This window comes from Halalkalicoccus jeotgali B3 (assembly GCF_000196895.1).
Taxonomy (GTDB): Archaea; Halobacteriota; Halobacteria; order Halobacteriales; family Halalkalicoccaceae; genus Halalkalicoccus; species Halalkalicoccus jeotgali.
In genome coordinates, this window is the sequence record NC_014297.1 from 845354 (window position 1) to 867118 (window position 21765).

Genomic DNA, 21765 nt, shown 5'->3' on the forward strand with positions numbered 1-21765 from the left:
CATGAACGTGGTCGTCTCTATCGGCGGCAGCGTCCTCGCACCGGACCTCGGCGCGAACCGGGTCGAGGACCACGCCGACGTTATCCGAGAACTCGCCGATGAGGGCTGTTCGATCGGAACGGTCGTCGGTGGCGGCGGGGTCGCACGCGAGTACATCTCCACCGCCCGGAACCTCGGAGCCAACGAGATCGAACTCGATCAGTTGGGGATCGACGTCACCCGGCTCAACGCCAGACTGTTGATCGCGGCGCTGGGCGAGGCAGTCGTCCCCGCACCGGTCAAGGACTACGAACAGGCGGGCGAGGTCCTGCGGGACGGCGACGTCTGTGTGATGGGTGGGGTCGCGCCGGCCCAGACCACCGACGCCGTCAGCGCCGCCCTCGCCGAATACACGAACGCCGACTTGCTGGTGTACGCGACGAGCGTCCCGGGCGTGTTCAGCGCCGACCCGAACGAGGACCCCGATGCCGAGCGCTTCGAGGAGATTACTGCCACCGAACTGGTCGACACGATCGCGGACATCGAGATGAGCGCGGGCTCGTCCGCACCCGTCGACCTGCTCGCGGCGAAGATCATCGAGCGCTCGGGGATGCGCACGATCGTCCTCGACGGCACCGAACCCGAGCGGATCGCCTCGGCCGTTCGCTACGGCGACCACGAGGGGACCGACGTCGTTCCGGAAGGAGTGGGCGACGAGCCGACCTACTGGGCCGAGGATGAGCGCTGAGGACGCCCCGGACGCCGATCCCTACACGCTTCACGACGACGGTGAGGACGGTAAGGGAGAGAACGGAGATCGCGGCTTCGTCTTCTGGGCCGACGAAATGGCCGACGAGGTCGAAGCTCGGGAGCCCGACGAGCCGATCGTCATCAAGGGCGGGATCTCCCCCTCCGGTGTGCCTCACATCGGCAACGTCAACGAGATCATGCGCGGGTATTTCGTCGCGGAAGTCCTTCGCGAGCGGGGCCACGAGGTCCGACAGGTATTCACTGCCGACGACAAGGACCGCCTCAGAGGGCTCCCCCGAAAGTTGGCGGATCTGGAAGGGAACATCGTCGATCTCGGCGAGGTCGACGCCGGCGCGCTCGGACGCAATCTGGGCAAACCGTATACCGCGATCCCGGACCCCTTCGGCTGCTGTGAGTCGTATGGCGCGCACTTCTCGACGCTGATCGGGCGCAGCGCCGAGCTGCTCGGAGTCCCTATCGACGTCGTGTCGAACACCGCGATGTACGCCGACGGCGAGTTCGAGGGCAGTACGCGAACCCTCCTCGAACGCCGCGAGCGCGCCCGCGAGGTGCTCGGCGAGTACCAGGACGGCGTCGACGACTCGTATATCCCGTTTCTCGCCGAATGCGAGAACTGCGGGCACCTGACCGACCGGATCACCGGTGTCGACCTCGAATCGGGGACGGTCGAGTACGAGTGTGTCGACGTCGAGGCCGGCGAGCAGGTCATCGACGGCTGTGGTCACGAAGGGACCGCGAGCCTGCGCGACGGCAAGCTCCCGTGGCGCTTCGAGTGGGTCGCCCAGTGGCGGGCGCTCGGGGTAGATTTCGAGCCCTTCGGTAAGGACCACGCCGAGGGCTCTTGGCCGAGCGGGCAGGACATCGCCCGAAACGTCTTCGACTTCGAGCCACCGGTGCCGATGGTCTACGAGTGGTTCACCCTCGACGGCGAGGCCTTTTCGTCCTCCGCGGGCAACGTCATGCTCGTCTCGGAGGTCCTCGACCTGGTCGAACCAGAAGTCCTCAGGTACTTCTTCGCGAAGGACCCGAGCCGTGCGCGGGACTTCAACGTCGGGCGGATCGACCTCCTCGTCGACGAGTTCGATAGGGTAGAGCGGATCTACTTCGGGGAGGAGGAGGCCGACGAGCGCGAGCGACAGCGAGCCGAGCGGATCTACCCGTTCTGTGTCGAAGACGCCGACACGGACCGGATCCGGCTTCCCTACACTTTCGCCGCCGTGTTGGGCATGACCGACGACCCCGAGCTCCGCGAGGAGATCGCCCGCCGGGAGGGACACATCCCTGAAGACGCTTCGGGAGAGTCCATCGAGAACGCCCTCGCACGCGTCGAACTGGCGCGAAACTGGGCGCGCCAGACCGGAAACGAGTACGACTACGACCTCAAGCGAGCGGAGCTGCCCGCGGTCGCGGTCGACGAGAACACCGAGCGGGCGCTCTCGGAACTCGCCGACTTCATCGAGACGGGCCACACCCCCGAGGAGATCCAGGGCGAGATCTACGAGACCGCCAAGCGAAACGACGTCCCGGTCGGTGACTTCTTCGCGACGGGGTATCGCCTGTTTTTCGATCAGGAACAGGGGCCCAAACTGGGCCAGTTCCTCGGGAAGCTCGACCGGGAGTTCGTCCTCGCGCGACTCCGCCGCGAGCGATAATCGGGACAACACTTTTCTTTCGTGCTATTGTCTCACAGGCATGAACGAGACGTTCGTTCGACTGTTGTGTCCCGACTGCGGGAAATCGTGGGAACGAAAGCCAAAGGAGCTCCCGGCCCACACCGACCAGTTCGCGTGTGACGGCTGTACGGCACAGCGACGCACCGCCGAGTTCGCCCGGACCGATCGGGATCTGGACGTCCTCAAGCAGTTCCAGTAGCGGAACCAAACCCATTTGAGCGCCGGCCGCCGAAAGGGGACAATGAGTACGCTCACGTGGGTCCTCGTGGGTCTCGCGCTCTACTGGGCGATCTTGCTCTCGCTTCGCAACCGAGGGCTGTTGCCCGAGTACGTCGGGACGCAGGGCCCGATCATCACCCTCCATACGAAACGCGGCCGTGTGCTGTTGGATCGACTCGCGCGCCCGAAGCGCTTTTGGCGGGCGTTTGGCAACGTCGGCGTCGGGATCGCGCTCGTGGTCATGGCGCTGTCGTTCGCGTTCGTCCTCTTTGCGGCCGTTCAGGCGCTCTATACGCCCGAAACGACCGCCAGCGTCGTCACCGAGCCTCGCAACGTCGTCGTGATCCCCGGCGTCAACGACTTCCTTCCCCTCTCAGTGGCTCCCGAGATCGTCTTTGGGCTGCTGGTCGCGCTGGTCGTCCACGAGGGCGCCCACGGGCTTCTCTGTCGGGTCGAGGACATCGACATCGAGTCGATGGGGGTCGCGCTGCTCGCGATCGTCCCGATGGGCGCGTTCGTCGAGCCGAACCACGAGAGCCAGGAGAAGGCCGACCGCGGGGGCAGAACGCGGATGTTCGCCGCCGGCGTCACGGCGAACTTCCTCGTGACGATCATCGCCTTCGCGCTGCTGTTCGGGCCCGTCGCCGGGTCGATCGCGGTCGCGCCCGGCGTCGCCGTCGGGGGGACCTTCGCGGGATCGCCGGCCGACGACGCGGGCATCGGCCAGGGCGATCGCATCACCGCCGTCGGGAGCCAGCCGGTCGCGGACGACGGCGAACTCGACGACGCGCTCGCCGGGACCGACGGCGAGGCGACGCTGACCCTCGACGGCGAGCGGGAGGTGACCGTCGACCGGGAAGTGAGCGTCGTCGAGGCCGTCGAGAGCGGTCCCAGCGGGCTCGCGGCCGGCGACCGGATCGCCTCGGTGAACGGCCAGCCGGTGACCACCGAATCCGGGTTCCGCGAGGCGCTCGCCGACCGACCGACCGCGACCGTCGAGACCGCCGCGGGCCAGGAGCGAACGTTCGCCGCGGGCGCCCTCTCGACGGTCGTCGAGGACAGTCCCGCGAGCGAGGCCGGTATGCCCGCCGGTCAGCAGGTGGTGATAACGGCGGTCGACGGCGAACGCGTCGTCGACGGCGGGGAACTAACCACCGTTCTGCAGGGCACCGAGCCCGGCCAGACGGTCGAGATCGAGGCCGTCGTCGACGGCGAGGTCGAGACCTATGGCGTCGAACTCGGCGAACACCCCGAGGGATACGGTCAGGTCGGCATCCAGGTCCAACCCGGCGTGACCGGGCTAGTCGTCGACGACCTGGGCGTCCAGCCTTACCCCGCCGGGACCTACCTCTCGATCCTCGACGGCGAGGGATCAGCGACGTTCGTCGGCGCGATTGCGGGTGCGCTGGTGTTGCCGATCGCGGGGATCGGCGGGCTCGGCTTGCCCTTCAATTTCGCGGGCTTTACCGGTCACGTCACGGAGTTCTACGCCGTTGAGGGGGCGCTCGCGCCGCTCGGTGGCGGCGTCTTCCTGCTCGCGAACCTGCTGTTTTGGACCGGCTGGATCAACCTCAACCTCGGCTTTTTCAACTGCATTCCGGCCTTCCCGCTCGACGGCGGGCACATCCTCCGAACGAGCACCGAGGCGGTCGTCTCGCGTCTGCCGATCCGGGGCAGCTACGAGCTGACCAAGACCGTAACGATCTCCGTGGGGGTGACGATGCTGTTCGGACTGCTCCTCATGGTGTTTGGCCAGGGGTTACTCGTCTAGGCCGTAGCGCTCGGCGAACTCCTCGGGAGTCTCGCTGATCCGTTCGAACGCGCCGAAATCACGCTCGTAGTGACGAATTACCTGTTCGGCGATCCACGCGCTGAACTGCTCGTCGAACCGCCATTGCCTCTCAACCGGCGGAAGCGAGAACCGATCGTCGGTCGCGAGCGCGACGTAGACGTGATAAAAGCCCAGGATAACGTCGGCGAACTCCCGGCCAGTCTCGGCGGTCGATTCGCGCTTTTTTTCGAGTTTCCCCTCGCCCGTCTCCGTGAGCGCGAAGTACTTCCGATCGGGTTCGTCCTCGCGTTCGACCCGCTCGGCCCACCCTTCTTCCTCGAACTTATACAGGATGGGATAGACCGAGCCGTAAGAGGGCTCCCAGTGGCCACCGCTGATCTCGGTGATCTCTTTCAGGATCTCGTAGCCATAGCGGGGCTTTTCGTCGAGGAGTTCGAGAACGAGATACGAGATAACCCCCTTCGGCGGCCCACTCTTTCGCATTGGCCACAGTTCAGACGGGCGAGGTGAAAGCGTTTCGTTTCCGACACCCACATCTGTAGTGCTGACCGTTCTCCATCTATGGCCGACCCCGTTCGTGTCTGGCTGGTCGAACGGACCTACTCCGACGACGAGCAAAACATCATCATCCTCACGTACGCGACGCCCGACGGAAAACGCGACTTCCGGAAGGAACGCGCCCTGCCGAGCTTTTCGGGACCCGGCCGCGAGACGAAGGTCTCGCTGGCGGTCGATCCCGACAACCTCGGTCACGTCAGCGATCCCGAGACCCGCGAGGCCTACGCCGCCGAAGTCGAGCGCGTGCGCGAGCGCCACGACCCCGACGACCCCGTGTAGAAAAGTCCTTCCCGCGCGCCTCCCAACGCCCGATATGGAACGACGCGAACCGCCGAGAACGGAAGAGGGGTTGTACGTACTGCACGACCTCCAGCGGGTCGATTGGGACGCCTGGCGCGGAGCCGCCGAACGCGACCGGGAGGCCGCAATCGAGGAGGGGATCGCGTACCTCGAAGACCACGCCGCCGTCGAGAAGGGCGATACGGCGGTCTTCAGCGTCCTGGGCCACAAGGCCGATCTACTGATACTCCACCTTCGAGAGACGCTCGAAGAGCTCGACCGCGCCGAACGCGAGTTCGAGGGCTGTGCGCTCGCGGCGTTCACCGACCGGACGAGTTCCTATCTCTCGATCACGGAGGCCTCGGGCTACACCGAGGCCGCAGAGGACTACTTCGACCCCGAGGCCGAGGCCGACCCCGGCCTCCAGCGCTACATGGACTCGCGGCTGCATCCCGAACTCCCTGATACGGAGTTCGTCAGCTTCTACCCGATGTCGAAACGCCGGGACCCCGAGTACAACTGGTACGACCTGCCCTTCGACGAGCGCCGGGAGCTCATGGCCTCCCACGGCGATATCGGGCGCGACTACGCCGGCAAGGTCACCCAGATCATCTCCGGCAGCGTCGGCCTCGACGACCACGAGTGGGGCGTCACCCTCTTTTCCGACGACATGACCGACATCAAGCAGCTGCTCTACGAGATGCGCTTTGACCCCTCCTCCTCGAAGTACGCCGAGTTCGGGCGCTTCTATACGGGACGGCGGTTCGCGCCCGCGCAACTAGAGGCGTTTCTCGTCGGCGAGTCGGTCTCGTTCGACGGGGCCGAGGGGAGCGAAGACGAAGGGACCGTCGACACCGAGCTCGCAGAGGAGTTCGGCCGCCTCGGCGTCACCGCCGACGCCCCCGAAGGGGCACACGGGCTCGTCCTCCGGTCGGATGCGGACGTCGAGACGGTGCGAGAGGATGTCGAGGGGCTCCGCGGGAACTTCGAGCACTACGACAGCCACGTGCTGACCGAGGTGAGAGAGGACCGAGGCAAGGCGGTGATCGTCAGTCTCTGGGCGACCGAACGCGCCGCGAGCACGGCACGCGGGTTCCTCGAAGAGCTTCCCGGCGTCGAGGAGGTGACGGCGGGCGCGTTCGCCGACGCGGACGTCGAACCGGCAGAAACCGGCGAGGCCGAGAACGCGGACGACGACATCCGCGGCGAGCTCGCGGATCTCGACATCTACGCCGGCAAACCCCACGGCGAGGACGTCTACGCGATGGTGCTGTACTCCGAGGCCGACCCCGACGAACTGGCCCCGGCCGTCGAGGAGCTATCCGAGGGGTTCGACCGCTACGACACCCACGTCAAGACCGCGACCTATCAGGCGGAGGGTGGGGGTCGATCGGCCATCGTCAGCATCTGGGAGACGGCCGACGCCGCCGACACCGCCGGGGGCTTTCTGGCCGACCTGCCCGGCATCGTCGCCCGCGCGGGCGAGGAGAGCGGCTTCGGCACGATGGGGATGTTCTACACCGTCAAGCCCGACTACCAGGAGGAGTTCGTCGAGAAATTCGATACCGTCGGTGGCCTCCTCGACGGGATGGACGGCCACCACGACACCGACCTGATGGTCAACGTCGCCGACGAGAACGACATGTTCATCGCAAGCCAGTGGCGCTCGAAGGAGGACGCGATGGCATTCTTCCGCTCGGATGCCTTCCGCGACACCGTCCAGTGGGGCCGTGACGTGCTTGCGGACCGGCCCCGACACGTCTTTCTCGCATGAGAAACGCCGAACCGGCCGAGGGACGTTCCGCCGGGGCGCTCCGGATCGCGGTGATCGCGGGGTTTCCCGTCGCCATCGCGCTACTGATCGGCCTCCTCGGGGGGAACGTCCGTTCGGGGCTGGTGATCGGCGCGGGGATCGGTCTCGGGCTGGCGCTCGCGATCGCTACGTACGGCCGGTTCGTGGGTTCCTGAGTCGGTGCCCGGGTTTCAGTCGGCTGGCTGTTTCTCGATGCCCGCCTCACGAAGGTCCTCGCCCTCGACGGAGGAGCGAAGCGAGTCCATCCCGTCGTCGCGCTCGATCCCGAAATTCGTCGCATAGAGCTCGGCGACGCGGTCGACCTCCTCCTCTGAGAGTGCCGGGACGTCGCTCGCGGCGGTCCACTCGTCGATGTCGTCGGTCGTGCGGAAGGTGGGCGTCACGCTCGCGACCGCGTCATGGGCGAGCAGCCAGCGGATCGACGCCTGCCCCATCGTCCGTTCTCCCTCCCGTTCGAGGAATCGCAGCGTCTCCAGTTTCTCCCAGCCCGTCTCGTACCACGCGTCGGGGCGAAAGCCCCGATGATCGCCCTCGCCGAGCTCGGTCTCGGGAGTGACCTGCTCGTTGAGCAGCCCCGACGAATGGGGCACGCGGGGGATGAGGCTCGTCTCGGCGTCGAGTTCCTCGATGGTTTCGAGGAAGTGGTTGCCGACCTCCTGTTCGAAGAGGTTCCAGACCAGCTGGACGGCGTCGAACCCCTCGGCGATGGCCCTGTCGCCCTCGGCGAGCCACCCGATCGAGGGGCCGAGTGCGAGCCCGCGCGCGCGGATTCGCCCCTCGCTTTCGAGCTCGTCGAGCACGTCGAGCACCTCGGGGGTGAGCTCCCCGACGTCGGCGTTGTGCAACTGGAGGACGTCGACGTAGTCGGTATCGAGCCGGCCGAGGCTCTTCTCGACGGCCTCGCGGAGGTACTCGGGATCCATCTCCTTGGGGAGCTCGCCGTGGCCTGCCTGGGGGTTGTTGTAGAAGTCGTAGCCGACCTTGGTGGCGATGGTGACTTCCTCGCGTCGGTCCGAGAAGGCCTCGCCGACCAGTTCCTCCGAGCGGCCGTGGCCGTAGACGTCGCCGGTATCGAAGTAGGTGATCCCCCGTTCGAGGGCGTGGTCGAGCATCGCGAGTGCGTCCTCGTCGGTCCGGTCGCCCCACCAGTCGGTGCCGACGGTCCAGGCGCCGAAGCCGACCTCGCTGACCTCGACGTCCGAGTCGCCGAGCGTGCGGTAGTGCATACCCCGATTTAGGAGTCGGGATACTTAGCGGATGCGGACCGGTCTCGACTGCCGGGAACCGGCTCGGAGTTCACGTGGGCGGTCTGGGTCCTTCCGCAACCGAACCCCATTTGAGTAATCACGCCGAATCGGGTGGCATGACGAAACGCCACGTCTCGCTTCCCGAGGAGGCAGAAAAAGGGGTCGAGGCGTTCATCGCGGCGGTCGACGAGCGGCTGTCGGGCGAGGAGGACACCTGTGACGTCGTCCGCGATACCCTCGTGGATCTCTACGGGGACCGGGAGGCCTACGAGCGCTGGCAGGCCGGCGAGGAGGTATCGCCCGCACAGCGAGTCCGTCTGCAGGGCTACGATCCGTGTAACGCCACCCTCGAGAGCGAGTACTACGCCGAGAAGAACGAAGAGAAATTCAGGCACTCGAAACACCTCCAATGGCTCTGGCGACAGTTCGACGCCACGCCGATGGCCGACAACGTCGAGTTCGCGCTTCGCTTTCGCGCGATGCTCGCGGAGCACCTCTTCTCCGAGTGTGGCGAGGGCTGTCGCTTCTTCAAGGGGATCACGTTTACCTACGGCCACAACATCACGGTCGGTGACAACACGGTGATCCACGACGACGTCCACCTCGACGACCGCGGACGCCTCGAAATCGGGGATCGAGTGTCGATCTCCGACGGCGCGCACCTCTACAGCCACGATCACGACATCGTCGACCAGACGGAGGTGACGAACTTCCTGACGCGGATCGAGGACGACGCGCGCGTGACCTACGACGCGATGGTGCGTGCCGGCTGCGAGATCGGGGAAAACAGCATCGTCGGCGCACGCTCCATCGTTCAGGGCGACGTTCCCGCCCACCACGTCGTCGTCGGGACCCCCGCCAAAAGCGTGCGGGTCAAACCGGGCTTCGAAGACCACGCCCAACCGGTCGGGGAGAAGCTACCGAACTGCCAATCCGAGCGCGAACTCCCCTACGAGCTCCCGGCCGATCTGGATCAGTTCGACGAGTTCGGCCGGGAGCGGGAGCCGAAAGATACAGTCAAGTAGTGCGGTAGCGTTTCTCATGCGAAATGAGCAGAGCCGTCGCTATCAACGTCGGGGCGAACACCTCCCTCCCGGGGTTTCGAGGGCCGATCTATCCCGACGGAACCTTCGAGTATATCCCGATTCCCGAGCGCGAACCCGTCTGTGAGCCAGTTCCGACGTACGCGGATCTCGATCTTCCAGTGGAAATCCCCGATTCGTTGCTGGATCGGGAGGTCCACCTCGACCCCTCGTTCGTGGAGTATCCCCATTGTGAGGCCTACACCTACGGCGACGAACACGCCGTCAAGGCCGGCCCGCTCTCGACGCTGTCGGCGGGCGACGTCGTGCTCTTCTACGCGACGCTCTCGACCGTCGACGGGGACCCAGCACCGTGGATCTCCTCCGAGTGGGGTGCGTACGTTATCGGATCGTTTACCCTCGCGAGCGATCCGATAAGCGGTGAGGAGTATCTCAGCCTACCCGAGGGCGAGCGAGCGCCCTTTTCGAGCAACGCCCACTGCAGGCGTGCGGTGTTCGACGCGGAAGTGTTGCTGGCAGGCGATCCCGAGCGCTCGGGGCTGTGGGAGCACGCCCTCCCGCTGTCGGGCGAACGGGGAAGAGATCCCAACCGGATCGTCACGGGGCTATCAGCGGATTCGGGGCGCGGCCCGTGGTGGCGCAGACCGCTTCGGTTCGACGAGGCGGCGACCGAGGAGCTGCTCGCGCTATCGCCGGCCGATCTGGGCCCATAAGCCCGCCTGATCGCCCCTGCCGGTCGTACTTTTAAGCGTCTGGATCGAGTAGCACCGGACGATGCAACTACAACAGTACGTGCCGCTTGCGATCTCGTCGGGCGGGGAGGACAAACTGCCGGCGGGCGTACGCTCCGCGATCGAGACCCTGCGGCCGATCGTCGTCAAACACGGCCGGATGGGGACGCTGTCGCTACTTGCCGGTGGGTTCACGGTGCTGAAAGGGCTGGCCTCGCTTCGCTCGAACAAGGGGCGAGCGGTTCGTCAGATCGCCGTCGGTGCGGGCTGGATCGCCATCGGGCGTGCCCAGCAGCAGGCCTCCGACGGGGGCGTCGAAGTCAGCGAACCGTGGACCGACGACGGCCCCGAGGAGGAAGAGCCAGGCGTGATCGCCGAGGAAAACACCGAGTCGTCGCGGGACTTTGGAGACCCCGAAACGGGCGAGACCCCCGAGGCAGAAGGCGCAGGCGAGGAAGCCGAGATCGCCGGCCCGACGGAGGGCGACGCGGTGCCCGAGACGGACAAGGAGGGTGGCCCTGCGGGTCACCCCGCCGACGACGTCGAGATGGTCGATCCCGACCCCGACGAGGCCGAAGAGGGCGAACTGCTGGCGGAGGACAGCGACGACGACGACGAAGACGAGGAGTAGTCCTCAGCCGTCGTCTTCGCTTTCGTTCCCGTTTCCTTCACTCCCGTTTTCCCCGCTTTCGTCAGTGTCGCCCCCGTCAGTGCCGTCCTCGCGGAGCTTCTCGACTTCCTCGTAGTCCTTCGCAAGCAAGTGAAGCTGTTTGACGGGTGTGAAGCCGTCGTGTTGTTCGTCCTTCTCGAACTCGACCAGCCGGTAGTTCGGCGGGTAGTCGCTGCCGGTACGACCGTCCCAGCGGATCTCCCAGCCGGCTTCGAGCAGCTCCTTGACGTCGTCCAGTGAGTCGGGTGCTGACATGCGTTATACCGGATGTTTCTGAAGGACCGTTATAATCGTTGATGGTGGATTTCCGAGAGGTCGTACCCACACCGTAGCTGTTGTGAGCCGAGCGAACAGCTGTTCGCGGAGGTGAACGGGGAGAATGCGCCGGCCGGGAGTTGAACCCGGGCTATGAGCTTGGGAAGCTCATGTCCTACCACTAGACCACCGGCGCGCTCAGTCGTGGTCTCCTTCGCGCGCCGTGGATCGCAAATCCGTCGGATTTGCTCACCACCGGGACACGAGCACGCTCGTGTCCCGAGCCCCCGTTCGATTCGTCCTCGCGCGGCAAAGCCGCGCGAGCGGTCGGGGGTGGCAAGGCCACCTCCCTATTCATGGGGGCACCGGCGCTTACCCAAGCGTACCCCGTCGCGTCACTTGAACGTAGCGCTTCGTTTCGCTGGACGGATATCCAGTTTCTCGCTCGCGTAGGTGGCTATTAGACGCTGGGGTCGTTATACGTCTCCATGATCGACCTGCGACTTTCCGAAGCGGAACTCGATACCGCCCACGACCGCATCACCGGCTTCATCGCCGACACGGTCGCAAACGCGGGCGCTGACGGCGCGGTTCTGGGGCTTTCGGGTGGGATCGACAGCACGCTGACCGCGTATCTCGCGGTCGAGGCGCTCGGCAAGGAGAACCTCCGCGGGCTCGTTCTGCCCGGAGAGGTGAGCAGCGAGGCGAACATGAGCGACGCCGAGCGCGTGGCACGAGACCTCGAAATCGAGTACGACGTCATCGAGATCAACCCGATCGTCGAGAGCTTCGTCTCGGCGGTACCGGAAGTCGAGGGCGATCAGGTCGCGGTCGGCAACAGCCGCGCGCGGGTCCGTGCCGTGCTCAACTACCTGCTCGCGAACCACGAGAACCGGATCGTCCTCGGGACGGGCAACCGTGCCGAGGCCGCCGTGGGCTACTACACCAAATACGGCGACGGCGCGGTCGACTGTCTCCCTATCGGCAACCTTTACAAACAGCAGGTCCGCCAGCTCGCCCATCACGTCGGCGTGGCCGAGGATCTCGCGGAAAAGACCCCAACCGCCGAGCTCTGGGAGGACCAGACCGACGAGGGCGAGCTGGGAATCGACTACGATACGCTCGATGCGGTGCTCGCGCTGCATATCGATGGGCCGCTTTCGGTCTCGGCGACCAGTGAGGCCGTCGGCTGCGGCGAGGACGTCGTAAGGGACGTTCGGGCACTATACGAACGGAGCGCCCACAAGCGCGCGATGCCGCCCGCACCCGAACAGTAGGCGCTACGGACGCTCGTACCGGTCGATCAGCTCGGCGAACGCGCTCGCCTCGGCGGCTTCCTGCGTCTCGATCGAGGAGTCATCGTGCAGCCGGTTTTTCGTCAGCGCCAGCGCGTGGTGGTCGTTGCCCGCTGTTTCGCGTGCGATCGTCTCGGGATCGTCGGTGATACGCGAGATCAAACCCATCCGGAGGGCTTCCTCGGCGTCGATCACCCGCCCGGTGAGCGAGAGGTCGCGCGCGTCGGCCCCGCCGACAAGGCGTGGAAGACGGACGGTGCCGCCCCATGCGCCGAAGAGGCCGAAGCTCACGCCGGGCTCGCCGAAGCTGGCTTCGGGAGTCGCGATCCGCAGATCGCAGGCCAACGCCATTTCGAGACCGCCGCCGCGTGCGGGACCATCGATCCCCGCGACGACGACGCTGTCGGCCCGCTCGATGGCGCGGGCGGTACGCTGGCCGCGCTCGGCGAACTCGCGGCCGTCCTCTAAGTCGGCGACGACATCGAGGTCCGCCCCCGCACAGAACGCCGAGCCCGCCCCCGAGAGGTAGACGACGGGCTCGTCGGCCGTTTCGACCGCGTGGGCGAGTTCGTCGAGGCCCTCGGGGGTGAGCGCGTTGCGGCGTTCGGGGCGGTCGAGGGTGACGTACCGAACATCGCCGCGGGCATGGGTCGTGATCATGCGAACGGGTGGTTTCCAAAGGTCTTTGCCTCTTCCATCCCTATCGCAATCAAATGGAACAGGCCGAGTCGGCACGCCGGGGCGCGCGTGAGGCCCTCGCCGACATCGAACCACCGAGGCTGGCCGACCGGATCGACTCGCTCCTCGCGACGGCCTCGATGGCCCCCGGCGCGCTCGTCCTGTTGGTCGCCCAGCGGGCCGACCCCGCAGTCGACCCCGAGGCGCTCGCCGAACGCGCCGCGGGCGTCCAACTCATCTACGAGGGGCTTCGCCTCACCCGCACGCTCGCCCACGAGGAGCCGTGGGCCGATTCGGAGGACCAGACCGCCGCAAATCTCGACGTGCTGGCCGCCGACATCCTCGTTTCCCGTGGCTTTTACCTGCTCGCGATGACCGACGCCGCCGACCGGGCCGTCGAGACCATCCGTGCCTTTGGCCGGGATCAGACCCACCGCCGCGAGTCCGAGGCCGACCGGGCGGCGCTGGACGCCAACCTCGAAGGGGACGTCCTCGAACTGGCGGGCGTCGCCGGCGCGAGCGCGGTCGAACGGTCCGTCTCGCCGCCCGTCCAGGGTGCCCTCGACCGGCTGGCCAGCCGGGCTGAAGCCCCCCTGCCCGACGCCGCGGCGCTGTTTCGCGGGACGGCGCTCCTTTCGGGCCCCGACGGCCACGCCCCGCCCTCCGCGACCGACCCCTAACCGTGCGAGGGAACGCGGATGGAAACCCTTAAAAACGTTCCACGGAAAGGAAGCGATGCGTGCCTGGGTAGCTTAGCGGTAAAGCGCGTCCTTGGTAAGGACGAGACCCCGGGTTCAAATCCCGGCCTAGGCTTCGCACCTAATATTTGTCTTCGCATTTGATCTCACTAAATATTGCGGGTAACGATATGATATAGTGTTATCAACTGAAGTACACACAACAGAATTATATTTTAGCCACAATTGACATTCTATAATGAATCAGCAATTACTAAAATCATGCTCGGGCACTGTTCAGGAGAAATTAGAAGAATTAGAAGAGATATATGTCGATTATTCCAGAGAAGAGATATTAACATTCAAAGATGGTTTGGATCTTTATATTCTCAGTAAAGTTCAGTCCGATGCAGTGAGACCATACCTGAAAGAATATGATTCAGATTCTTTTTGGAACTGGGATGAACTTACTGATGAACCTCACCGGGCTTGGTATGTATTCCGTTTGTTAAATCGATATAATATCGAAGGATGGAGCGAGGTGAATAATATCAAGGAGATTATCGATTGGTTTCGTGATCATCAAACTATTCGGGGGGAAATCAATTGGTCAGAGGGTGAAGACCACTCCGGTCCAATGCGTCTGTTTGTAGAGGCATGCCCTAACGCGCTAATGACTAAGAAAGCCGTAGAATACTTCATAGGAAACCCGCCTGATATGTATCCTGCGTATAATTTACCAATTGGAATATCAGCAATATGTGATTACAATTACTATAATTATGAGGAGGAAATTGAAGATTTATCTGAAGAATTAGTCAGACATCAACATGAGGAAGGGTATTTTACTAACCGTGGCAAACTTTCACAAAATCGGAATTACAATGCCAAAGTAACCTCATTTGCAATACAAGCATTGTCGAAGCAGCCAGGATATGAAAGAGAGATAGCGAATGCGGTGAACTGGCTGGAGAAATCTGGTACTTATTCAGCTACAGTATTAGGTCTCATATTAAGCTACAAAGGCCCGAAAATCCCACAGGCCAAATATGAATGGGAGAATAGATTGTCTGAGCAACGACAAAGTATTGTAGGCTCAGATTTTGTAGAAACATCCCCACCGACCGAGTCCGGTACTCATACTACAACGCTCCGCACTGAAGTTGAGCGGCTAATCCAAGAGACAGAGAATGAATTAAAAATCTGTTCACCTTATATTGATATGCTTCATGAGGATCTTATCGATCTGTCAGAGAATAACGAGTCGATAGAAATCAAAGTATTGGCCAAACCAAAAGGAGATATAAGTGGAAACAGAGCTAGATTAGCAAAAAGTGCTATAGAGCAACTCAACAGAGCAAGTAACCGAGAAGTACGAACAAATTATCTCATTCATTCAAGAATAGTCATATCTGACAACGAATTACTTCTTGTATCTTCTGCTGACTTCACACGAGATCAATTGGTAGATGAATTTAACGCGGGTCTTACAACAGGTGATGAAGATGCCATTGCATCGGCAACAAACTATTTTGATAACCTCTGGGCATCTTCAGATCCCTTGTGAATAGTAGAATTTATACAAATCATAATCTAATCTATTTTCCTTCTTCTCTGATGCTCCTCCAACCCGTGCTCCACTAACTCGTCCCGCTTCTCGAAGCGCTCGCCACACAACTGGCAGACGAACTGCCGCTCCATCATTCCGGTGCGTAGTCGTCGTGGATGCGGTCCATCCGCGCGGCCATCACGAAGTCGCCCTTGTGGAGGCCGTCGATCTTGTGGGTCCACATCTCGACTCGTACCTCCCCCCACTGGAGATGCAGGTCCGGATGGTGCCACTCCTCTTCTGCGAGTTCGCCGACCTCGTAGGTGAACTCCAAGGCATCTCGGAAGTCCTCGAACGCGTAGGCTCCCTCCAAATGGTGGCCCTCTACTACCTCCCAGACCTCGTCGTCGAGTTCCGTCAGATACTCCGCGTACCCCTCCTCGGAGAGCGGTTCGTCCTCGGAGGTACAGGCCTCACATTCCTGATCCGCGAGTCGCTGTGCCATACTCGATGGTAGATCGCCCCGGTGTTTGTAGCTTCGCCCCGGTCAATCCCCGTCCTCGTCGGCGGGATCGGGCCAGGTCACGCCCTCCATGAACGGCACGCCCATGCGCTGGGCTGCCAGCGCGATCATGTGTGCGCCCGTGGGCACCGTCAGGAACAGAAAGAGGATGCCGATCAGCGAGGCCAGCCCGGCCCCACCGGGGCCAAAGCGGACGAACCCCGCAAGGAAGATCGCGGCGGTGCCCAGCGTCGTGGGCTTGCTGGTGGCGTGCATCCGGTTGTAGACGTTCGGAAACCGGAGTAAGCCGATGGTCCCAACCGTCAGGAAGAAACACCCGACGGCGATCAGTACGGTGATCAGAACCGATTGGAGCATGCTGACCATTATTCGATGATGTCCCCCTCGGTGACGAACTTCGCGACGCTGACGGTGGTGATGAAGCCGATGATCGCGAGCACCAGCGCGCCCGTGATGAAGAGGCTCCGGCCGGTCTGGAGTGCGAACAGCACGGCGATGGCGACCACGTTCGTGACGACGGCGTCGATGGCGACGACCTGGTCGGGGACCGTCGGCCCGGCAATCACCCGGTAGGCACAGAGGATACACAGCGCGCTGACGACCACCAGCCCGGCCCGGACCGCGAGCACCACGAACTCGGGCTCGGCGCCCTCAGCGGCCATCCGTCTCACCCCCGTCGACGACGATCTCCGGGGCCGGTGACCCGGGTTCGAGCTCTTCGTCGAAGATCAACAGCGCGTAGTCCTCCCAGGTGCGAATGGGTGCGACCACGGCTTCGGGATCGCGTCCGTCGATCACGTGGACGTACAGCGCGTTTCGTTCCGCGTCGTAGTCTTGGGTGATCGTCCCCGGAGTGATGGTGATGCTGTTTGCGATGGTCGTCACCCCGAAGTCGCTTTCGACCCGCAGCGGGATCAGGATCACTTCGGGTTCGATAGTCGATCCCGGCGCGAGCACCCGGTAGGCGACGTCGACGTTGGCGACGATCACCTCCCGGGAGAACGTAAGCAGGTACAACAGGGCGTAGGGCACCGCGTGCAGGAGTCGCCGGAGGTCGATACGGTCGTCGTAGAACCGCCGGAACAGGAACGCGATCGGTAGGCCGACCGCTAGGCCTCCGAGGAACTGCCCGAAGAGGGGTGCGAGGGCGAGTTCGGCGTCGCGGACGAACAGCCACAGTACGGCCAGTCCCACACCGACGACGGGCCAAGTTCGTACCCTCACGCGCCCTCACCCCCGCTCAGGCCGACGGCCTCGATGTAGGCACCCCGGTCGGTCGCCGCGCTCGCTGCGGCGTCGGCGAAGCGATAGACCGGATCGAACCCGAGGCCGACCACGAGGATGCAGGCCGAAAGCGCCACGACCACTGCGATTTGGAGCCGGGCGGGGCTGGACGCCGAGACGGCCGGTGTCTCCGTTCCCCAGAACGCCCGGTTCCACATCCGCGTCGTGTAGGCGATGGTCAGGCCGGTCCCGCCGAGCAACAGCGCCAGCCCGAAGGCCGCCTCCGCGCGCAACGCCACGTCGAACACCAGTAGCTTGCCGAAAAAGCCCGTCAGCGGTGGGATCCCGACGAGCGAGAGCGCCGCGACGAACACGACGCCCGCCAGCGCGGGCGAGCGCGCGGCGATCCCGCCCAGATCGTCGAGACGACTCGTCCCGATCGCGCTCCTGACGGTGCCGGCGGCCATAAAGAGGGTGCTCTTGGCCAGCGCGTGATTGAGCGCGTAGACGAGCGCCGCGAGCACCCCGAGGTGCTGGATCGCCGGGACCGAGGAGGCGGCCCCGATCGCCAGTGGGATGACGATGAAGCCGATCTGGCTGATCGAGGAGTACGCGAACACCCCTTCGAGCGAGGCGGCGTCGAGCGCACCCAGTCCTCCCACGAGGACGCTTGCGGTCGCCAGACAGAGCAGAACGATCCCGTAGAAGGCAAGCACCGTGTTCCCGTCCGTGCCGGGGATCGAGACCGTGAGTTCGGTGCCCCCAAAGACGGTGAAGTACAGCCGGACGACGGCGTACAGGCCGACCTTCTTGGTGACGCCCGCAAGCAGCGCCGTGACCGGCAGGGGCGCGGCGCGGTAGGCGGCGGGCACCCAGAACTGGAAGGGGACCAACCCGGCCTTGAGCGCGAAGACAACGAACAACAGCGCCGAGAGACCCACGACGGCCCCGACTTCGATCCCGAAGGTCGCGGGGGCCGCGAGCCGGCGGGCCATGTCAGCCATGTTGAGCGTCCCCGTGACCGCGTACAGGCCGCCGATGGCGACCAGCATGACGACGCTACCGATCAGGTTGAGCACGACGTACCAGAACGCCGCACGGGTGTGTTTCTTCTTGCCGTAGAAGGCGACGAAGACGTAACTCGACAGCAACATCACCTCGAACCAGACGAAGAGGTTGAACAGGTCGCCGGTGAGAAACGCGCCGCTGACGCCCAGCAACAGGCAGTGAAACAGCGGGTGGTAGAACACGCGCTGTTCGTCGGGATTCATGTAGCTCACCGAGAAGACCAGCGCCGCGGGGCCCACGATCGCGACCATGCTCAGCATGAACGCCGAGAGGGCGTCCGCGACCAGCGTGATCCCGAACGGTGCGGGCCAGCCCCCGAGCTGGTAGGTCGCGGGGCTCGCCGTCGCCGAGAAGACGACCCGTCGGACGATCACGAGGACCGTTCCGGCATAGGCGAGCGCGCCTGCGACGCTCAGGGCGATCTGTGCCCCGAGACGCCGACGGGTTCCGAGGGTGGCGACGATGGTGACGAGCGCCACGAGCATCGGCGCGACGACGAACTGGTCGGTCATGGCTCGCCCCCGAGAGTCGTGAGATCGAGCGTGTGGTGCTCCTGGTAGACGCGATAGGTCAACACGAGTGCGAAGGCTGTCATGGCGAAACTGATGACGATCGCCGTTAGGACGAGTGCCTGAACGAGTGGGTCGGTCGTCTGGGGAACGTGTCCGCCGTGACTCGCGAGGACGGGGACGCCCTCGGCCGACGGCTCGACGATGCCGCCCATCGTCACGAGGTAGACGTTGGCGGCCTGACTGAGGATCGTCACCCCCCAGACGACCCGCAGGAGGTCACGGCGAAGGAGGAGGTAGGTGCCCGCCGCAAAGAGCAAACCGAGAACCGTTGCGAGGGCGAAGGCGGTCATTCGGCCCCCACCACCGAGAGGATCGTGAGAAGCCCCCCGACGACCACGAGGAACACGCCCAGATCGAAGACAAGCGCGCTCGCGAGTTCGAGTTCGTGATAGAGAGGGACGTGATGGAGGATCACGTACGTCTGCGAGAGGAAGGACAGATCGAACAGCAGGGGGACGAGCCCGCCCCCGAGCGCGATCACGAGCCCCAGCAGGAACGTCCGTCGGTAGCCGACGACGATGGGGTCCTCGAAGACGCTCTCGGTCGGTTCGATCTCGTGGCCGAGCACGCGGGGGAAATCGAGGCCGTAGGCGATGTAGATCAGCGCGAACGCCGTCGTGGTGAGCACGCCACCGATGAACCCGCCGCCGGGCAGGTTGTGCCCTTGGATAAACAGCGAGATCGAGACGACGAGGATGATCGGGACCACGACCCGCGCGGTCGTCCGCATGATGACCGTCGTCACGTAGCCTCACCTCCCTCGCGCATGGTCATAAGTGCAAGCACGGCGATGGCGGCGATCGCGATCACCGTGATCTCTCCGAGCGTGTCGAACCCGCGAAAGTCGACGAGGATCACGTTCACCACGTTGCTGCCGCCCCCGCCGGGGACCGCCTGCTCGGTGAAGTACCGCGCGATCGAATTGCCCCCGCCCGGTGGTGTACGCGTCGTCAGCAGGACCGTCAGGAAGACGGTCGCGCCGACGACCGCCGAAAGACCCACGTCGCGGATCGCGACCCGTCGGTCGAGGTCGCCGTAGTACTCGGGGACCTGCTCGATGATCAGCAGAAAGACGAGCAGCGCGAGCGTCTCGACGACGAGTTGCGTCAACCCGAGGTCGGGCGCGCTCGCGAGCACGTAGAAGACCGCGATCATGACCCCGAGGACCGAGACCGTGAGCACGCCCGCGATGTGCGAGGGCGCGACCGTGACCGCGACGGCCACCGCGACCCCGACGGTCAGTATCAACAGGATCGAGAGCGGGACGCCGATACCGTCGTAGGCCGGCAGCGAGACCCCGGCCACGGCGTATCCCGCAAGCGTGAGGACGCAGGCCGCGCCGAGAAACCACGTCACGTACGTGCGCAACAGGCCGTTTTGAATCGTCGGGATCACTCGCGCGCTCCCCGAGTCGAGCCCGGCGAACACTGTATCGTACCACCAGTTCGGACGCAGGGCTCGGATCGAGGCGAGCGATCGGACGGCGTCGTGAACACGGGTGTAAAACGGGTAGGTGACTGCCCCGAGCCCGATCGCTGCAATCGACATCACCACCGGCGGGGAGAGCGAGGTGGGCAGGCCGGCGTGCATCTCGTGGGCCTCCAGTGCGGTCGGCTCGACGGCCCAGCCGACGAAGTTGTCGACGGCGAACTGGGGGGCGATTCCGACGAGGGCCGCGACCGCCGCGAGCACGGCCGGCGGAACCAGAAGTGTCTGGGAGGGCCGGTGGACGGTCCCCAGCCCCTCGGGACGGGCCCCGAAAAAGAGCGCGAGGAATCGCAACGAGTACAACACCGTAAAGACGCTCGCGAACACCGCAACGAGGGGATAGAGCCACGCCAGCCCGCCCGCCGCGTGGCCGACTTCGTAGGCGGCCTCGAACAGCAATTCCTTCGAGTAAAAGCCGTTAAAGGGTGGGAATCCGGCCATACCGAGTGCTGCGATGACGGTAATGAGCGCCGTGAACGGCAGATCATGGCGAAGCCCGCCCAACTCGTCGATCCGTCGGGTGCCGACCTCGTGGGAGACGATCCCGGCGACGAGAAAGAGCGGGGCCTTGAACAGCGCGTGGTTCAGCAGGTGAAAGACCCCGGCCTCGCCACCGTAGGGAACCGTAAAGCCGAAGCCGGCGATCATCAACCCGAGATGGCTCGCCGTCGAATAGGCGAGCAGCTCCTTGATGTCGGTCGCGGCGACCGCAAGCATGGCGGTGATGGCCATGGTCGCAAGCCCGAGGGTCGCGAACAACAACATCCACTCGGAACTCTCCAAGAGTGGCCTGAGCCGCCCGACGAGGTAGACGCCGACTTTCACCATCGTCGCCGAGTGGAGGAACGCGGAGACGGGCGTAGGCGCCTCCATCGCGTTGGGCAGCCAGAAGTGAAGCGGGACCTGCGCGGATTTCGAGGCCGCCCCAACTGCGATCAGGGCCAACACGGGAACGAACAGGCCCGCCTCCCGCAGCGCCGCCCGCATCGCTTCGGGCTCTTCGAGCATCGCGGTCAGCGAGAGGGTCTCGGTTCCGAGCGCGCTCCCGGAGACGACGAACAGCGCGAGAAACCCCACGAGGACGAACAGCCCGCCCCCGACCGTGACGACCATCGCCATCCGGGCGGCGTACTGTGAGGACGCCTCCTCGGAGTGGTGGCCGATCAGCAGGAACGAACAGACGCTCGTCAGCTCCCAGAACAGAAAGAGCGCGATCAGATCCCCCGCCAGCGCGACCCCGAGGATCGAACCCATAAAGGCGAGCAGCGCCCCGTAGTACCGGACCAGTCCACTCTCTCCGTGCATATACCCTACCGAGTAGGTAAACACCAGCGCGCCGATCCCACTTGCGAGCAGGGCGAAAAGTAGCGCCCAGCCGTCGACGTGGAGTTCGAACGCGACGCCAAGCGCCGGGATCCACGGGATCGAGACGGTCGCCTCGGTGCCGACAAGCGTCGACAGAAGTCCGAAGCAGACGAGCGCGACACCCACCCCGACGTAGCCCGTTCGCTCCCCGAGCGGCCGGTAGAGGGCGGGAATCAGTGCCGCGCTGAAAAAGGGCAGACAGATCACGAGGAACGCGACCTCGGGTCCCGGGGAGAAAGCCATACAAGTATGCTGGCCGTCGGTCGGCCTTAGCTATTGTCCATTCGTCCGAACCC

General features: G+C 64.4%; 25 protein-coding genes and 2 tRNA genes. 14 read left to right on the forward strand and 13 right to left on the reverse strand.

Annotation, left to right across the window (positions count from 1 at the left end; all coding sequences use genetic code 11):
* The first annotated feature begins 1 nt into the window (after position 1).
* From pyrH to HACJB3_RS04150, 4 genes are read left to right on the forward strand one after another with little or no spacing between them, the layout of a single operon-like run.
* Positions 2–727: a UMP kinase gene (gene pyrH, locus HACJB3_RS04135; protein WP_008414270.1), complete on the forward strand. Its 726-nt coding sequence runs from the start codon at positions 2–4 to the stop codon at positions 725–727.
* Positions 717–2402: a lysine--tRNA ligase gene (lysS, locus tag HACJB3_RS04140; protein ID WP_008414271.1), complete on the forward strand. Its 1686-nt coding sequence runs from the start codon at positions 717–719 to the stop codon at positions 2400–2402. The genes pyrH and lysS overlap by 11 nt, the downstream gene beginning before the upstream one ends.
* Positions 2403–2442: 40 nt before the next feature.
* Positions 2443–2622 (forward strand): DUF7836 family putative zinc-binding protein, encoded by a 180-nt coding sequence (locus HACJB3_RS04145; protein ID WP_008414272.1) that lies wholly within the window; start codon positions 2443–2445, stop codon positions 2620–2622.
* A gap of 42 nt (positions 2623–2664) precedes the next feature.
* On the forward strand, positions 2665–4413 hold the full coding sequence (locus HACJB3_RS04150) for a site-2 protease family protein (RefSeq protein ID WP_008414273.1): 1749 nt from the start codon (positions 2665–2667) through the stop codon (positions 4411–4413).
* On the opposite strand, the gene HACJB3_RS04155 is transcribed toward HACJB3_RS04150, so the two are convergent.
* On the reverse strand, positions 4402–4917 hold the full coding sequence (locus HACJB3_RS04155; RefSeq protein WP_008414274.1) for a PadR family transcriptional regulator: 516 nt from the start codon (positions 4915–4917) through the stop codon (positions 4402–4404). The two genes, HACJB3_RS04150 and HACJB3_RS04155, sit on opposite strands and share 12 nt — an antisense overlap.
* A 78-nt stretch (positions 4918–4995) precedes the next feature.
* Here HACJB3_RS04155 and HACJB3_RS04160 point away from each other — a divergent pair, with 78 nt between their 5' ends.
* Genes HACJB3_RS04160 through HACJB3_RS04170 form a run of 3 tightly spaced genes read left to right on the forward strand, consistent with a single transcriptional unit; the run spans position 4996 to position 7239 of the window.
* Entirely contained in the window at positions 4996–5271 is a 276-nt protein-coding gene (locus HACJB3_RS04160; RefSeq protein ID WP_008414276.1) for a hypothetical protein, read from the forward strand.
* Positions 5272–5305: 34 nt separating this feature from the next.
* Complete coding sequence (locus HACJB3_RS04165; protein ID WP_008414277.1) at positions 5306–7045, forward strand: heme-binding protein; 1740 nt, start codon at positions 5306–5308, stop codon at positions 7043–7045.
* Positions 7042–7239 carry a hypothetical protein gene (locus HACJB3_RS04170; protein ID WP_008414281.1) on the forward strand — a complete coding sequence of 66 codons (198 nt, stop codon included), beginning with the start codon at positions 7042–7044 and terminating at the stop codon, positions 7237–7239. The genes HACJB3_RS04165 and HACJB3_RS04170 overlap by 4 nt, the downstream gene beginning before the upstream one ends.
* 15 nt (positions 7240–7254) lie before the next feature.
* Here the strand turns inward: HACJB3_RS04170 and HACJB3_RS04175 are convergent, their stop codons facing one another.
* Positions 7255–8310 (reverse strand): aldo/keto reductase, encoded by a 1056-nt coding sequence (locus tag HACJB3_RS04175; RefSeq protein ID WP_008414283.1) that lies wholly within the window; start codon positions 8308–8310, stop codon positions 7255–7257.
* Positions 8311–8447: 137 nt separating this feature from the next.
* Here HACJB3_RS04175 and HACJB3_RS04180 point away from each other — a divergent pair, with 137 nt between their 5' ends.
* The 3 genes from HACJB3_RS04180 (at position 8448) to HACJB3_RS04190 (ending at position 10736) form a co-directional block, all read left to right on the forward strand.
* Positions 8448–9356, forward strand: coding sequence for an acyltransferase (locus tag HACJB3_RS04180; RefSeq protein ID WP_008414284.1), 909 nt, complete (start codon positions 8448–8450; stop codon positions 9354–9356).
* Positions 9357–9379: 23 nt separating this feature from the next.
* The gene (locus HACJB3_RS04185; protein WP_008414286.1) at positions 9380–10087 is read left to right on the forward strand and encodes an Nmad3 family putative nucleotide modification protein; all 708 of its coding nucleotides are present in this window, start codon (positions 9380–9382) and stop codon (positions 10085–10087) included.
* Between the two features lie 61 nt (positions 10088–10148).
* A complete protein-coding gene (locus HACJB3_RS04190; protein ID WP_008414288.1) occupies positions 10149–10736 on the forward strand; it encodes a hypothetical protein in 588 nt (195 codons plus the stop codon).
* 3 nt (positions 10737–10739) lie between these two features.
* Here HACJB3_RS04190 and HACJB3_RS04195 read toward each other — a convergent pair whose 3' ends face one another.
* Both HACJB3_RS04195 and HACJB3_RS04200 read right to left on the reverse strand, forming a co-directional pair.
* Positions 10740–11030, reverse strand: a complete 291-nt coding sequence (locus HACJB3_RS04195; RefSeq protein ID WP_008414290.1) for a hypothetical protein — start codon at positions 11028–11030, stop codon at positions 10740–10742.
* Between the two features lie 125 nt (positions 11031–11155).
* Positions 11156–11226 (reverse strand) — tRNA-Gly (locus HACJB3_RS04200).
* A gap of 292 nt (positions 11227–11518) precedes the next feature.
* On the opposite strand from HACJB3_RS04200, the gene HACJB3_RS04205 reads away from it, so the two are divergent.
* Positions 11519–12307: an NAD+ synthase gene (locus tag HACJB3_RS04205; protein WP_008414291.1), complete on the forward strand. Its 789-nt coding sequence runs from the start codon at positions 11519–11521 to the stop codon at positions 12305–12307.
* A gap of 3 nt (positions 12308–12310) precedes the next feature.
* On the opposite strand, the gene HACJB3_RS04210 is transcribed toward HACJB3_RS04205, so the two are convergent.
* Entirely contained in the window at positions 12311–12985 is a 675-nt protein-coding gene (locus HACJB3_RS04210; RefSeq protein WP_008414293.1) for an enoyl-CoA hydratase/isomerase family protein, read from the reverse strand.
* A 53-nt stretch (positions 12986–13038) separates the two neighbouring features.
* Between HACJB3_RS04210 and HACJB3_RS04215 the strand changes: the two genes are divergently transcribed.
* From HACJB3_RS04215 to HACJB3_RS18700, 3 genes are all read left to right on the forward strand, one after another.
* Positions 13039–13683: a DUF7114 family protein gene (locus tag HACJB3_RS04215; RefSeq protein WP_008414294.1), complete on the forward strand. Its 645-nt coding sequence runs from the start codon at positions 13039–13041 to the stop codon at positions 13681–13683.
* Positions 13684–13744: 61 nt separating this feature from the next.
* A tRNA-Thr gene (locus tag HACJB3_RS04220) sits at positions 13745–13816 on the forward strand.
* A 123-nt stretch (positions 13817–13939) separates the two neighbouring features.
* Positions 13940–15247 (forward strand): phospholipase D-like domain-containing protein, encoded by a 1308-nt coding sequence (locus HACJB3_RS18700; protein WP_081461301.1) that lies wholly within the window; start codon positions 13940–13942, stop codon positions 15245–15247.
* A 133-nt stretch (positions 15248–15380) separates the two neighbouring features.
* Here the strand turns inward: HACJB3_RS18700 and HACJB3_RS04225 are convergent, their stop codons facing one another.
* The 8 genes from HACJB3_RS04225 to mbhE are packed head-to-tail and all read right to left on the reverse strand — an operon-like array spanning position 15381 to position 21712.
* On the reverse strand, positions 15381–15734 hold the full coding sequence (locus tag HACJB3_RS04225) for a 4a-hydroxytetrahydrobiopterin dehydratase (protein ID WP_008414298.1): 354 nt from the start codon (positions 15732–15734) through the stop codon (positions 15381–15383).
* 42 nt (positions 15735–15776) lie between these two features.
* Positions 15777–16109 (reverse strand): monovalent cation/H(+) antiporter subunit G, encoded by a 333-nt coding sequence (gene mnhG / locus HACJB3_RS04230; protein ID WP_049934524.1) that lies wholly within the window; start codon positions 16107–16109, stop codon positions 15777–15779.
* 8 nt (positions 16110–16117) lie between these two features.
* Positions 16118–16414, reverse strand: coding sequence for a monovalent cation/H+ antiporter complex subunit F (locus HACJB3_RS04235; protein ID WP_008414301.1), 297 nt, complete (start codon positions 16412–16414; stop codon positions 16118–16120).
* A complete protein-coding gene (locus tag HACJB3_RS04240; RefSeq protein WP_049934285.1) occupies positions 16404–16976 on the reverse strand; it encodes a Na+/H+ antiporter subunit E in 573 nt (190 codons plus the stop codon). The genes HACJB3_RS04235 and HACJB3_RS04240 overlap by 11 nt, the downstream gene beginning before the upstream one ends.
* On the reverse strand, positions 16973–18556 hold the full coding sequence (locus HACJB3_RS04245; RefSeq protein ID WP_008414305.1) for a Na+/H+ antiporter subunit D: 1584 nt from the start codon (positions 18554–18556) through the stop codon (positions 16973–16975). Before HACJB3_RS04245 ends, HACJB3_RS04240 begins: the two co-directional genes overlap by 4 nt.
* Positions 18553–18906, reverse strand: a complete 354-nt coding sequence (locus tag HACJB3_RS04250) for a sodium:proton antiporter (RefSeq protein ID WP_008414307.1) — start codon at positions 18904–18906, stop codon at positions 18553–18555. The genes HACJB3_RS04245 and HACJB3_RS04250 overlap by 4 nt, the downstream gene beginning before the upstream one ends.
* A complete protein-coding gene (locus tag HACJB3_RS04255) occupies positions 18903–19361 on the reverse strand; it encodes an MnhB domain-containing protein (RefSeq protein ID WP_008414308.1) in 459 nt (152 codons plus the stop codon). The genes HACJB3_RS04250 and HACJB3_RS04255 overlap by 4 nt, the downstream gene beginning before the upstream one ends.
* Positions 19358–21712 carry a hydrogen gas-evolving membrane-bound hydrogenase subunit E gene (gene mbhE, locus HACJB3_RS04260; RefSeq protein ID WP_008414309.1) on the reverse strand — a complete coding sequence of 785 codons (2355 nt, stop codon included), beginning with the start codon at positions 21710–21712 and terminating at the stop codon, positions 19358–19360. Before mbhE ends, HACJB3_RS04255 begins: the two co-directional genes overlap by 4 nt.
* Positions 21713–21765: the final 53 nt, after the last annotated feature.